General features: G+C 66.9%; 11 protein-coding genes. 9 read left to right on the top strand and 2 right to left on the bottom strand.

Translation table 11 applies throughout. From position 1 onward, the window contains the following. The coding region (locus tag ROR02_RS14225) for a hypothetical protein (protein ID WP_147164708.1) at positions 1 to 252 on the bottom strand (252 nt) is incomplete at its 3' end. A gap of 260 nt (positions 253 to 512) precedes the next feature. Next, on the bottom strand, positions 513 to 1,652 hold the full coding sequence (locus ROR02_RS14220; RefSeq protein ID WP_147164707.1) for a KamA family radical SAM protein: 1,140 nt from the start codon (positions 1,650 to 1,652) through the stop codon (positions 513 to 515). 165 nt (positions 1,653 to 1,817) lie between these two features. Between ROR02_RS14220 and miaA the strand changes: the two genes are divergently transcribed. The 9 genes from miaA (at position 1,818) to rodA (ending at position 12,941) form a co-directional block, all read left to right on the top strand. Continuing rightward, positions 1,818 to 2,831 (top strand): tRNA (adenosine(37)-N6)-dimethylallyltransferase MiaA, encoded by a 1,014-nt coding sequence (gene miaA / locus ROR02_RS14215; protein WP_147164706.1) that lies wholly within the window; start codon positions 1,818 to 1,820, stop codon positions 2,829 to 2,831. Positions 2,832 to 2,987: 156 nt separating this feature from the next. Continuing rightward, positions 2,988 to 4,748 carry an acetolactate synthase 3 large subunit gene (locus ROR02_RS14210; RefSeq protein ID WP_147164705.1) on the top strand — a complete coding sequence of 587 codons (1,761 nt, stop codon included), beginning with the start codon at positions 2,988 to 2,990 and terminating at the stop codon, positions 4,746 to 4,748. Between the two features lie 142 nt (positions 4,749 to 4,890). After that, positions 4,891 to 5,418, top strand: a complete 528-nt coding sequence (ilvN, locus tag ROR02_RS14205) for an acetolactate synthase small subunit (protein WP_147164704.1) — start codon at positions 4,891 to 4,893, stop codon at positions 5,416 to 5,418. A 118-nt stretch (positions 5,419 to 5,536) separates the two neighbouring features. Next, positions 5,537 to 6,556: a ketol-acid reductoisomerase gene (gene ilvC, locus ROR02_RS14200; RefSeq protein WP_147164703.1), complete on the top strand. Its 1,020-nt coding sequence runs from the start codon at positions 5,537 to 5,539 to the stop codon at positions 6,554 to 6,556. A 285-nt stretch (positions 6,557 to 6,841) separates the two neighbouring features. Next, positions 6,842 to 7,882: a rod shape-determining protein gene (locus ROR02_RS14195; protein ID WP_147164702.1), complete on the top strand. Its 1,041-nt coding sequence runs from the start codon at positions 6,842 to 6,844 to the stop codon at positions 7,880 to 7,882. A gap of 259 nt (positions 7,883 to 8,141) precedes the next feature. Continuing rightward, positions 8,142 to 9,002 (top strand): rod shape-determining protein MreC, encoded by an 861-nt coding sequence (gene mreC, locus ROR02_RS14190; RefSeq protein ID WP_147164701.1) that lies wholly within the window; start codon positions 8,142 to 8,144, stop codon positions 9,000 to 9,002. 10 nt (positions 9,003 to 9,012) lie between these two features. Then, positions 9,013 to 9,567 (top strand): rod shape-determining protein MreD, encoded by a 555-nt coding sequence (gene mreD / locus ROR02_RS14185; protein WP_147164700.1) that lies wholly within the window; start codon positions 9,013 to 9,015, stop codon positions 9,565 to 9,567. Between the two features lie 5 nt (positions 9,568 to 9,572). Next, positions 9,573 to 11,606: a penicillin-binding protein 2 gene (gene mrdA / locus ROR02_RS14180; protein ID WP_147164699.1), complete on the top strand. Its 2,034-nt coding sequence runs from the start codon at positions 9,573 to 9,575 to the stop codon at positions 11,604 to 11,606. 171 nt (positions 11,607 to 11,777) lie between these two features. Continuing rightward, positions 11,778 to 12,941: a rod shape-determining protein RodA gene (gene rodA, locus ROR02_RS14175; protein ID WP_147164698.1), complete on the top strand. Its 1,164-nt coding sequence runs from the start codon at positions 11,778 to 11,780 to the stop codon at positions 12,939 to 12,941. Positions 12,942 to 13,046 lie beyond the last annotated feature (105 nt).

Below are 13,046 nucleotides of genomic sequence, written 5' to 3'. Positions count from 1 at the left end.
CGTTCCCAGCCGGTGCGCGAGCGACTCCAGGTCGGCCTTGGTGGCCGAGTGGACCTCGGTGATCTCGCCGTGCAAGGCGGATTTCACCTCGGCGATCCCGACTTGCACCTCGGCAATCTTGGTTTCCAGGCGATGGGCCACCGCTTCCAGGTCCGCCTTGCTCGCGGCCTGGGTGTCCATGAAGTCGGAGAGGGCCTCGACCTGGGAGCGGGTGAAGCCGGCTTCTTCCAGACGAAAGGCATGAACGGGCATGGCGGGCCTCCCTTGTTCCTTGATGATGAGCGAACCCGCCCCCCGGCGCAAGACGCCCGCCCGCGCCCAGCAGAGCAATCGAGTGAACCGATTGCCCTGCCGTTTTTTTCGATGCCCTCAAGCGCCGGACGCGCACTCCGTGCGCTTGGCTCACGCGGCGGAAGCCGCGCGCCGCAGTCGCGGCGTTGAGCCCCCCCTTCCAAGGGCATCCAGGGCTTCACCCGATTGCCCGCCCGCGCCCAGGCCCGCCGCGCGCCCTCCTACACGGCCTCGTGGTAGGTGAACGATTCGCCTTCGAAGTTGGTCACGCGGAACACCCCGTCGGCGACCTTTTCCACGTAGGAAGGGCCCACCAGAACGTGCCCGCCGCCTTCGGCCGTATCCAGGCAGTAAAGCGGCATGGCCAGGCCCGAAACGCGGTCGTAGAGGCTGCGCACCAGGGCCACGCCCTCGTCGAGCGGCACCAGGAAGTGACGCAGGCCCGAAACCAGGTCCGGGTGATACAGGTAATAGGGCTTGACCCGCAGGCGCACGAGGCGGCTCCACAAGGTGCCCAGGCTCTCGGCCGTGTCGTTGATGCCCTTGAGCAGCGGGCACGCCCCCAGGCAGGGAATGCCGTTGTCCACCAGGGCGGCGATGGCGCGGCGGGCCTCGGGCGTCAGCTCCACCGCCGAATCCACGTGAATGACCACGTGGGGCGCCAGCCGTTCCTTGAAGGCGGCCAGCACCGCGACCAGCGCCGGCGTGATGCGAAACGGCAGCACCACCGGCATGCGGGTGTGAAACCGAACCAGGGTCACGTGGGGAATGGCGGCCAGGCGGGTCAGCAGGGCTTCAATCCGCCCCTCGCCCAGCACCAGCGGGTCGCCCCCCGACAAGATCACCTCGTCGATGCCCGGGTTCGCCGCGATATAGGCCAGGGCCGCCTCAAGGTCGGCCGCGCCCAGGGCCTGGTCCTGGGTGCGGTCCATGGCGCGGCGAAAACAGTAGCGACAGGTGGCGGCGCAGAAGTTGGCCGGGAACAGCAACACCTTGGTGGGATAGCGGTGGATCAGGCCCGGCACCGGGCTGTAGGCGTCCTCGGCGTTCACGGCTTCGAACAGGCCGGGGTGGGCGGCGCTGTCGACCTCGGCGCCCTGGGGCACGAACTGCCGGGCCAGAATGGTCCGGTCGGGCTCGGGCGCATGGCGCAGGCGATCGACCAGATAGGGCGACAGCGCCATTTTCAAGGCCCGGGTCGCGCCCAGCGCGCCGGTCCGCTGGGCCGGATCCAGGCCCAGCAGGTCGGCCAGGTGGTCAACGTCCGTGACCCGGTTGGCCATCTGCCAGTGCCAGTCCTGCCAGGTGGACAGGGGAAGGGTTTCCCAGCCGGGGATCCGGCGGTACGTTTCGGTGTGCATGCCCAAAAGTCCAGGAAGCGGGGGGAGGAGGAACAGCCCCCTTACCCCGGATCGCTTCCGCCGGCAACCCCCCCGCCCGCGCGGGCCCTGGCCGACAGGCCCCGGCCCGGGCTATGGATCGGGGGCGCCGTCAGCCCGTCTTCCCCCAGCCACGACCGGAACCCCATGCCGTCCCAGTCCGTTTCGCCCTCCGCGCCCTCCGCGCCCTTCGCGCCGCCCCGCGCCGCCCCGCCATACCTCGTGGTGACCGGCCCCACCGCCTCGGGCAAGTCGGCGCTGGCGCTGGCGCTGGCCCGGCGCTGGAACGGGATCGTGATCAATGCCGACAGCCTGCAGGTGTACCGCGACCTGCGCATCTTGTCGGCGCGGCCCGGCGCGGCCGACGAGGCCCGGGTCCCCCATCGCCTCTATGGCGTGCTGGACGGGGCCGAGGCCTGCTCGGTCGCGCGCTGGCTGGAGATGGCCGGCGAAGCGATGGCCGAGACCCGCGCCCAGGGACGGCTGCCGGTACTGTGCGGGGGAACCGGGCTGTATCTGAAGACGGCGCGCGATGGCCTGGCCGCCGTGCCCCCGGTGCCCGAGGCGGTGCGCGCCGAGGCCCGCGCCCGCCTGGAGCACGACGGCCCCGCCAGCCTTCACGCCGACCTTGCCCGGCGCGATCCGGGAATGGCCGAACGCCTGCGCCCCACCGACGGCCAGCGCATCGCCCGGGCGTGGGAAGTGATCGTCGCCACCGGGCGTTCGCTGGCCTTGTGGTGGCAGGAGCCAGCCTTGTGCCCGCCCCTGCCCGGCCGGCCGCTCACCGTGCTGGTCGATCCGCCGCGCGCGGTGTGCCGGGCCGCGTGCGACGCGCGCCTGGAGACCATGGTCAGGACCGGCGCCCTGGACGAGGTCGCCCGCCTGCTCGCGCGCGATCTGGATCCCGCCTTGCCGGTGATGCGCGCGGTGGGGCTGCCCGAGCTGGCCCTTCATGTGGAAGGCTCTCTTTCCCTGCCCGAGGCCCTGGCCCGCGCCCAGGCCGCGACCCGGCAGTACGCCAAGCGTCAGGCCACCTGGGCGCGCCATCAGCTGGCCCCCGACCGGGTGATTTCAAAACGGCTCGATGCGCAAGATTCGGAAAGCGAAGCGGCAGCGATGGATAATTTTATTCGGCAGTTTCTGTTGACCCCCTCGGCATGAGCGACTAGTCTCGCCTTCCCCTCCTGGGCCCCGCGCAGGAGGATCGTGACCGTGGGGACGCCGGCCCTGCTTCCTTCCGGGACGACCCCGACCGGCATCGTACAAGGGCGGAGCACCCCCCGTGCCCCGCCAGCCCTCTTTGAACAGGTGAAGGCAATGGTTGACCAGGAAAAGTCCGGTGCTGAGATTATTCTCAAGGCGCTTGCCGACCAGGGCGTGGACGTACTCTTCGGCTATCCGGGCGGTTCCGTCCTTCCCCTGTACGACGAGATCTTCAAGCAGAATCATATCCGGCACATCCTGGTACGCCACGAACAAGGCGCGGTACACGCGGCCGAGGGCTATGCCCGTTCCACCGGCAAGGTGGGCGTGGTGCTGGTGACCAGCGGCCCCGGGGCGACCAACGCGGTCACCGGTCTGACCGATGCCATGATGGACTCGATTCCGGTGGTGTGCTTCACCGGCCAGGTGCCCACGCACCTGATCGGCAACGACGCCTTCCAGGAAGCCGATACCACGGGCATCACCCGTCAGTGCACCAAGCACAACTACCTGGTGAAGAAGTCCGAGGATCTGGCGCGCGTCATCCACGAGGCGTTCCAGGTGGCGTCCACCGGACGGCCCGGCCCCGTGGTCGTCGACCTGCCCAAGGACATCTTGCTGCGTCCGGCCCCCTACGTGCCCCCCACCCGCGTGCGCCACAAGAGCTATCGCCCGCAGATCAAGGGCGACATCAAGGCCATTGAAGAGGCGGTGGATCTGATTGCCCACGCCAAGCGGCCGATTTTCTATTGCGGCGGCGGCGTGATCAACTCGGGGCCGCAGGCGTGCCAGCTGCTGACCCAGTTCACGCGCCTGACCGGCTACCCGCTGACCTTGACCTTGATGGGCCTGGGCGCGTTCCCGGCCTCGGACCCGCAGTTCCTGGGCATGCTGGGCATGCACGGGACCTACGAGGCCAACCTGGCCATGCACAACTGCGATGTGATGGTGGCCGTGGGCGCGCGCTTCGATGACCGGGTGACCGGCCGCCTGGATGCCTTCTCCCCCGGGGCGACCAAGATCCAGATCGACATCGACCCCAGCTCGGTCAACAAGAACGTGCCGGTGGACCTGCCGATCATTGGCGATGTCGGCCACGTGCTCGAAGACATGATCAAGGTGTGGAAGGCGCGCCAGTGCCGGCCCGACCAAGCGGCGCTGGCCGACTGGTGGAAGCGGATCGAGGAATGGCGCGCGCGCGACTGCCTGCACTATGAAATGTCGGACACGGTGATCAAGCCGCAGTACGCGATCCAGCGCCTCTACGAGCTGACCCGCGAGCGCGAGCCGCTGATCACCACCGAGGTGGGCCAGCATCAGATGTGGGCGGCCCAGTTCTTCAAGTTCGAGAAGCCCAACCAGTGGATGACCTCGGGCGGGTTGGGGACCATGGGCTATGGCCTGCCGGCCTCGATCGGGGTGCAGGTGGCGCATCCCGGCTCGCTGGTGGTCGACATCTCGGGCGAAGCCTCGTTCATGATGAACCTGCAGGAGCTGGCCACGGCGGTGCAGTACCGCCTGCCGATCAAGGTGTTCATCTTGAACAACCACTACATGGGCATGGTGCGCCAGTGGCAGGAACTGCTGCATGGTGGTCGTTACTCGGAAAGCTACTCGGAAGCCCTGCCCGACATCGTGAAGCTGGCCGAGGCCTTTGGCGCCACCGGCCTGCGGGTGGAAAAGCCGGCCGAGCTTGACGACACCATTCGCCAGATGATGGCCATTGATGGCCCGGTCCTGGTGGATGTGCGCGTGGATCCGTCCGAGAACTGCTTCCCGATGATCCCCTCGGGGGCGCCGCACTATCAAATGTTGCTGGGCCCGGCCGACAAGGAGAGCCAGCCGATTTCCAAGGAAGGGGCCATCTTGGTGTGATCAAGGCCGGCGCGGGGGGACGAGTCCCTTCCGCGCCGACGTTTTGTCGCGCTTGCGAGCCAACCCGTTGCGCGAGGGACCTCCCGCGGCCAGCCGTGCCGGACAGGGAGGCCCCGCCTTCAAGAACCGGAGGGAAACTCCCGTGTCCAAGACGACGGCGGCAGCCGAGCAGGAATTGGCGTGCCATACTATTTCCGTGCTCGTTGACAACGAGGCGGGCGTCCTGGCCCGCGTCATCGGCCTGTTTTCGGGTCGGGGCTACAATATCGAAAGCCTGACCGTGGCCGAGGTGAACACGCAAGAACACCTGTCGCGCATCACCTTGGTGACGCGTGGCACGCCGATGGTGATCGAGCAGATCAAGGCCCAGTTGGGGCGCCTGGTGCCCGTGCACAAGGTTTCCGACCTGACCGTGGAAGGCCCGCACGTTTCGCGCGAGCTGGCTTTGATCAAGGTGTCGGGAGCCGGCGAAAAGCGCGTCGAGTCGCTGCGCATCGCCGATATTTTCCGCGCCCGGGTGGTGGACAGCACCAACAGCTCGTTTGTGTTCGAAATCGTGGGCAAGACCGAAAAGATCAACGCCTTCATCGCGCTGATGGAGCCGCTGGGGCTGGCCGACGTGGCGCGCACCGGCGTGGCGGCCATCGCGCGCGGTTGCGATCCGCTATAGGCTTGGGGTACGCCAAGGGCTTGCCCGGCCCGATTTTCCCAAGGGCACACCCCGCAATACTGGAGGCCCGGCGCGCATTCGGCGCGATCCGGGCCGTTTCGAGGAAGGAACTCTGACCATGCGCGTGTATTACGACCGGGATGCCGATGTGAACCTGATCAAGGGCCGCAAGGTGGCCGTGATCGGGTATGGCTCCCAAGGTCATGCTCATGTGCTTAACATGCGGGACTCGGGCGTGGCCGAGGTCGCGGTGGGCTTGCGGGCTGGCTCGTCCTCGGCGCCGAAGGCCGAGAAGGAAGGGCTGAAGGTCATGACCCCGGCCGAGGCCGCCGCCTGGGCCGACGTGGTGATGATCCTGACCCCGGACGAGTTGCAGGCTGACCTGTACACCCAGGACCTGGCGCCGAACATGAAGGAAGGGGCGGCGCTGGCGTTCGCGCACGGCCTCAACATTCACTTCAACCTGATCGAGCCCCGCGCTGATCTCGACGTGTTCATGGTCGCGCCCAAGGGCCCCGGCCACACGGTGCGCGGCGAGTACGTGCGCGGCGGCGGCGTGCCCTGCCTGGTGGCGGTGGCCCAGAACGCCAGCGGCAACGCCATGGAGATCGCGCTGTCCTACGCCTCGGCGATCGGTGGCGGCCGTTCGGGCATCATCGAGACCACCTTCAAGGAAGAGTGCGAAACCGACCTGTTCGGCGAGCAGGTGGTGCTGTGCGGCGGCCTGACCGAGCTGATCAAGGGCGGCTTCGAAACCCTGGTCAACGCCGGCTACGCGCCCGAGATGGCCTACTTCGAGTGCCTGCACGAGGTGAAGCTGATCGTTGACCTGATGTACGAGGGCGGCATGGCCAACATGCGCTACTCGATCTCGAACACGGCCGAGTACGGCGACTACCGCACCGGCGAGCGCATCATCACCGACGAAACCCGCGCCGAGATGAAGCGGGTGCTCGACGACATCCAGTCCGGCCGCTTCGTGCGCGACTGGATGCTGGAGTGCAAGGCGGGCCAGCCGTCGTTCAAGGCGACCCGCCGGCGCAACGCCGAACACCCCATCGAGGAAGTGGGTGCTCGCCTGCGCGGCATGATGCCGTGGATCGCCGCCAACCGCCTGGTCGACAAGTCCCGGAACTAGGTGACTTCCCGGTGGTTCGTCTTGGCCGTTGACAAGCGGACCGGATCGACGTTTCACTGTCGAGCCGCGCGCCCGCCCCACCCCGGGGCGGGCGCGCGGACGCCACGCGAAGCGCTTCACACGCTGACAGGCTTTCCCAAGCACCCCGCGCGGTCCCGCCGGGGCTCTTCGATGGTTCGGGAAGTTTGCGACGACAGGCGGCGCGCGGACCCGTGCGGCGAACGAACGCACCCCGGCTCGTCCCTTTGAGGACGGCCCCGATTCACGAACGGCGAGCGAACAGCGATGTTTTCCAGAATGACCGGCCTGCTCTCTGCGGACATGGCCATCGACCTCGGTACGGCCAACACGCTGGTCTACGTGAAAGGCCGTGGAATTGTTCTCAATGAACCCTCCGTGGTCGCCATCGCCGATATCAAGGGCAAGAAACAGGTGCTCGCGGTCGGGGATGAAGCCAAGCAGATGCTGGGCCGCACCCCGGGAAATATCCAGGCCATCCGGCCCCTGCGCGATGGCGTGATCGCTGATTTCGAAGTCGCGGAAGAGATGATCAAGCATTTCATCCGCAAGGTTCACAACCGCCGCAGCTTCGCCAGCCCCATGGTGGTGATCTGCGTCCCCTCGGGCTCGACGGCGGTGGAACGGCGCGCGATTCAGGAGTCGGCCGAGGCGGCGGGCGCGCGGCGCGTGTTCCTGATCGAGGAGCCGATGGCCGCCGCGATCGGCGCCGGCCTGCCGGTCACCGAGCCCACCGGGTCGATGGTGGTCGATATCGGGGGCGGCACCACCGAGGTGGCCGTGCTGTCGCTGGGCGGCATTGTGTATGCCCGCTCGGTGCGCGTGGGCGGCGACAAGATGGACGAGGCCATTATCGCCTACATCCGGCGCAACCATAATCTTCTGGTGGGCGAAGGCTCGGCCGAGCGCATCAAGAAGGAAATCGGCTGCGCCTGCCCGACCGAGGACGGGGCCAACCGGACCATCGAGATCAAGGGCCGCGACCTGATGAACGGCGTGCCCAAGGAACTGTTGATCAGCGAAGTCCAGATCGCCGAAAGCCTGGCCGAACCGGTGGGCGCGATCATCGAGGCGGTGAAGGTGGCCCTGGAGCACACCGCCCCGGAACTGGCCGCCGACATCGTGGACAAGGGCATCGTGCTGACCGGCGGCGGCGCCTTGCTGACCAACCTGGATTACGTGCTGCGCGCCCACACGGGGCTGCCGGTTTCGATCGCCGATGATCCCCTGTCGTGTGTCGCCATGGGCACCGGGCGGGCCCTGGAAGAGATGAAGCGCCTGCGCAACGTGCTGACCAGCATGTACTAACTTTTCGTCGTTTTCGTCCCTTGCCGCCCTCCCCTTTCGCTCAACCGGCCCTGGGGATGGCGGCGGCTCCTCTCGAAAAGAACGGCGCAACGCGTGCGCATCTTGCCTGGCGACTGGCCTCTCTTCTTTCCCTGAACACCCCACTTCTTTTCTTCCCCGTCGGATCCCGGGGATTTTTCGCGCGAACCGGCCTCTTTTCAAGCTGGTCCCGGCATGGTCCAATGCGCCCTTGTTCTCCGATCTGCCCCGCGAGGATCGCGTGAAGCCGCCTTCGGCCCCCACCCCCCGCCTGAGTGCCCTGCGTGCCCTGTTGCATAAGTCGGCGTTTGTCGCCCTGGCCGGGCTGGCATTTGCCGTGATGCTGCTGGGCAAGGCTGATACCTTGTTGATCGAGCGCATGCGCGCAACCGTGATCGATGCCGCCGCGCCCTTGCTGGAAGTTCTGGCCACGCCGGCGGAAAACGTGGCGGCTGTGTTCGCGAACCTGCGCCAGCTTTCGGTGCTGCGGGCGGAAAACGAGCGCCTCAGCGAGGAAAACGACCGCCTGGGACGCTGGCAGGCGGTGGCGCGCCAGCTGGAAGCCGAGAACGAGGCCCTGCGCTCTCTGTTGCACTACGTGCCCGACCCCACGGCCCACACCATTTCGGCCCGGGTGGTGGCCGACACGGGGGGATCGTTCGCGCGCTCCCTTCTGGTGCTTGCCGGCGAGCGCAACGGGGTGCGCCGGGGCCAGGCGGTGTTGTCGGGGCAAGGGCTGGTGGGCACCATCGCCGATGCCGGACAGCGCTCCGCCCGGGTTTTGTTGCTGACCGACATCAACAGCCGCGTGCCGGTGTTGCTGGAGGAAAGCCGGGTGCGCGCCATCTTGATGGGCGATAACGACGACATGCCGCAACTGCGCTTTCTCAAGGAACGCGCCCAGGTGCGCCCGGGCGACCGGGTGGTGACCAGCGGCGACGCGCGCGTCTTCCCCCCGGGCATCCCCGTGGGCGTGGTGGCCAGCGTGGACGACAAGGGGGGCATCGGCGTTGACCTGTTCGTGGAACAAGGGCGCCTGGACGTGGTGCGCATCGTTGACTTCGGACTGAACGGTATCCTGCCCGACCAGGGCGGAATGTAGAGGGGGGGCCATGGTTCCGCGCGGGGCGCCCCGGGGCGACTACGACCCAACCCAGCCGACGCTGTGGCAGCGCCTGGACTGGCTGGCCCGCACCTTGGTGCCGGGTGGCCTGACCTTGGTCATGCTGCTGATCAGCGTGGCGCCGTCGCGGCTGCCGGGTTTCGTGCATGTCACGCCCATGGTTGCGCTGATCTGCGTCTATTACTGGGCGGTCACCCGTCCGGGGGCGCTGGGGTATGGCACCGCGTTCCTGCTTGGCCTGGTCGAGGACAGCCTGACCGGCGTGCCCCTGGGGCTCAGCTCGCTTGCCTTCCTGATCACGCAGGCCACCGTGGCCTCGCAGTACAAGTATTTCCTCGGCAAGCCCTTCCTCGTCACCTGGTGGGCTTTTTTTCTGATCGCGGCGGGCATCGCCTTGTTCAAGGGGCTGGCCCTTTCGGCCTATCATGGGCAGCTGATTACCATGACGGCCCTGGTGTTCAGTACCTTGCTCACCATTGCGATGTACCCTCCTTTTGCCTGGCTGCTGAGCCGGGTGAGCCATCTTGTTTTTCGGGAGTCGTAGGACCCATGCAGCGGGACGGCGACCGCTCCAAACTGTTCACCCGACGCGCCGCCGTGCTGGGCGGCGTGCAAAGTCTGCTGGTTTCCGCGCTGGTCGGGCGGCTCTATTACCTTCAGGTTGTCGAATCCGACCGCTACAAAACCATGGCCGAGGACAACCGCTTCAATCTAAGGCTCATTCCTCCGCCGAGGGGGTTCATTGTCGATCGCTTTGGCGATCCGCTGGCCATCAACCGCCAGAACTACCGGGTCAGCCTGATTGCCGAGGATATCCTGCGCCGGGCCCGGACCTCTTCCGAGCGGGACGCGGCGGTGGCGGTGACGCTGGATGCCCTGGGGCGGATCGTGCCCCTGTCGGACTACGACCGGGTCCGGGTGCTGCGTGACATGAAACGCCGGCGGGCCTTCGTGCCGGTGACCATCCGCGAGAACCTGACCTGGGAGGAAATGGCCAGCATCCAGGTCAACAAGCCGACCTTGCCCGGCATCATCATCGAGGAGGGCCTGACCCGCTTCTACCCCAAGGGACCGCTGGCGGCCCATTTGCTGGGCTACGTTTCCAGCGTGTCCGAGGAAGAACTGACCGGCGATCCCCTGCTGGAACTGCCGGGTTTTCGCATTGGCAAGCAGGGGGTGGAAAAGGTTTACGACCTGGTGCTGCGCGGGCAAAGCGGCACCAGCCGGGTCGAGGTCAACGCGGTCGGGCGGGTGATGGACGAGCAGACCACCGAGGAGGCCCGCTCGGGCCGCGAGGTGACGCTGACCATCGACATGCGCCTTCAGGAATTCGCGTCGCGCCGCTTGCAAGATGAAAGTGCCTCGGTGGTGGTGATGGACATCCACACCGGGGAAATCCTGGCGCTGGCCTCGATGCCAGCCTACGACCCCAACGCCTTCACCCGGGGACTGACCTCCCAGGAATGGCAGGCGTTGATGGCCAATCCGCGTTCGCCGCTGACCAACAAGGCGATCGGGGGGCAGTATTCGCCGGGGTCCACGTTCAAGATGGTGGTCGCGCTGGCCGGGCTGGAAGCCGGCGTGATCAAGCCCCATCAGACGGTGTTTTGTCCCGGTCACATGCAATTGGGTTCGCACCGTTTCCACTGCTGGAAGCGTGGCGGCCACGGCTCGCTCGACATGGTGGAAGCGCTGGCCCAGTCGTGCGACGTGTTTTTCTACGAGGTGGCGCGGCGCTGCGGGATCGACCGCATCGCCGACATGGCGCGGCGCTTCGGAATCGGCGAGCCGGTTTCGTTGGGCCTGCCGGGCGAACGCACCGGCCTGATGCCCAACCGCGCCTGGAAAAGCGCCACCATGGGCGATGTCTGGCACCAGGGCGAAACCCTGAACGCCGGCATTGGCCAGGGCTATGTCCTGACCACCCCCTTGCAACTGGCGGTGATGACCTCGCGTCTGGTCAATGGCGGGCTGAAGGTGGATCCGATCTTGTCGCGGATGCCCACCAAGCCCTCGCCCGAGGGCTTCCTGGCCGCCAATGCCGCCGATCCTGCCCCGCCGGCCTCGATGGGCATCGCCAAGATGCACCTTGATGTCGTGCGCGCGGGCATGATGGCCGTGGTCAACGGCGCGCGGGGCACGGCCCGCGCGGCGGCGATTCCGGTGCCGGGCTGGGAAATGGGCGGCAAGACCGGCACCACCCAGGTGCGCCGGATTTCCATGCGCGAACGCGAAACCGGCGTGCGCAGCCAGGACGAATTGCCCTGGGAATTACGCAACCACGCCTTGTTTGTGTGCTACGCACCGGAAAGCGCGCCCCGCTACGCCCTGGCCCTGTGCGTGGAACACGGCGGCGGCGGCTCCAGCGCGGCGGCGCCGATCGCGCGCGACATCATGCTGGAAACCCTGCGCCTGGATCCTTCCCGGCTTCGCCCGGGCGAGGAAATTCCGGTTTCGGCCCTGCCCCCCCGGGCCCGGGCGTTGCTGGAAGAAACCACGGGCGCCGTGGCGGCCGGGGCCGCCGATGCCAGCGACGACGCCGAGGAAACCGGGGACAGTGGCGACACGCCCCAAGCCCGTTAGGGTTTGTCTTTTCGGGAAAGGCGAAGCCTCCCTTTCCCCGGCCCCCTCCAGGCCCGCCCTGGCGCCCTGGGCCTTGACCCCTGGCCAGACGCGTGGCCGGGAAAGACGCTCCCTCACGCCCGATGCAAGGGGGCCTTGCTGTCCCACGCGATCCTCCAAGGATTATCCGTCATGAGACACGCGCACGAGTTTTCCTCTCCCCGGCTGCGACGCGGCGAACTGTCGCTGGGTGAAAAATTCTGGCAAATCAGCTGGTCCCTGGTTCTGCTGGTCACCCTGACCGGGTGCGTGGGCCTGGTCATGCTGTATTCGGCCGCGGGCGGGGACTGGGAACCATGGGCCGACCGCCAGGCGGTGCGCCTGATGATCGGTTTTGTCCTGATGGTCGGGATCGCGGTTGTCGACATTCGCTTCTGGATCCGCAACGCGTACACGTTTTATGCCGTGGTGCTGGTTCTTCTGGTCGCGGTGGAGATCCGGGGCACCATCGGCATGGGCGCCCAGCGCTGGATCGATCTGGGTTTTTTCCAGTTGCAGCCGTCCGAGGTCATGAAACTCGCGTTGGTTCTTTCCCTGGCCCGCTATTATCACAGCGCCCATCCCGACGACGTGCGCCGCCTGCCGTTTCTGATTCCCCCCGCGCTGATGACCCTGGTGCCGTTTGCCCTGGTGCTCAAGCAGCCCGACCTGGGCACGGGGTTGATGCTGGTGGCGGGGGCGGCCGCCGTGTCGTGGCTGGCGGGGGTGCGCATCTGGGTGTTCGCGCTGGCCGGCATTGCCGGGCTCGGCGCCATCCCGGTGGCCTGGCAGTTCCTGCACGATTACCAGAAGCAACGGGTGCTGACCTTCCTGAACCCCGAAAGCGACCCCCTGGGCTCGGGCTATCACATCTTGCAGTCCAAGATCGCGCTGGGCTCTGGCGGCGTGTTCGGCAAGGGGTACATGAACGGGACCCAGGCCCACCTCAACTTCCTGCCCGAAAAGCAGACCGACTTCATTTTCACCATGCTGGCCGAGGAATTCGGCATGGTGGGCGGGCTGATTTTGCTGTCGCTGTACGTGATCTTGCTCATTTATGGCTTCGCCATCGCGCTGCGCTGCCGCCACCAGTTCGGCCGCCTGGTGGCACTCGGGGTCAGCACCATGTTTTTCCTCTACGTGTTCATCAACATCGCCATGGTGATGGGGCTGATCCCGGTGGTGGGGGTGCCCTTGCCCCTGATCAGCTATGGCGGCACGGCGTTGCTCAATCTGATGATGGGGTTTGGCTTGCTTTTGTGCGTTTTCGTCCATCGCGACGTGCAAATGGGACGCCGGGGAGGCTTCGACGACTGACGGCGCCGGACCTTGCGGAAAAAAGCGCTTTTCCTGGAAAAAAGCCCTTGCCGGGAGGGCCGTCGCTTGGTAGATAACACCCCCTCGGCGGCACCCACCGGCCCC

The organism is Pararhodospirillum oryzae, assembly GCF_007992075.1.
Taxonomy (GTDB): domain Bacteria; phylum Pseudomonadota; class Alphaproteobacteria; order Rhodospirillales; family Rhodospirillaceae; genus Pararhodospirillum; species Pararhodospirillum oryzae.
This window is presented reverse-complemented; position numbering and strand designations above follow the sequence as displayed.

What these genes read in the sequence shown, in the direction of transcription:
- ROR02_RS14220 (WP_147164707.1), bottom strand. Translation starts at nt 1,652, where the DNA reads ATGCACACCGAAACGTACCGCCGGATCCCCGGCTGGGAAACCCTTCCC.
- miaA (WP_147164706.1), top strand. Translation starts at nt 1,818, where the DNA reads ATGCCGTCCCAGTCCGTTTCGCCCTCCGCGCCCTCCGCGCCCTTCGCG.
- ROR02_RS14210 (WP_147164705.1), top strand. Translation starts at nt 2,988, where the DNA reads ATGGTTGACCAGGAAAAGTCCGGTGCTGAGATTATTCTCAAGGCGCTT.
- ilvC (WP_147164703.1), top strand. Translation starts at nt 5,537, where the DNA reads ATGCGCGTGTATTACGACCGGGATGCCGATGTGAACCTGATCAAGGGC.
- ROR02_RS14195 (WP_147164702.1), top strand. Translation starts at nt 6,842, where the DNA reads ATGTTTTCCAGAATGACCGGCCTGCTCTCTGCGGACATGGCCATCGAC.
- mreD (WP_147164700.1), top strand. Translation starts at nt 9,013, where the DNA reads ATGGTTCCGCGCGGGGCGCCCCGGGGCGACTACGACCCAACCCAGCCG.
- mrdA (WP_147164699.1), top strand. Translation starts at nt 9,573, where the DNA reads ATGCAGCGGGACGGCGACCGCTCCAAACTGTTCACCCGACGCGCCGCC.
- rodA (WP_147164698.1), top strand. Translation starts at nt 11,778, where the DNA reads ATGAGACACGCGCACGAGTTTTCCTCTCCCCGGCTGCGACGCGGCGAA.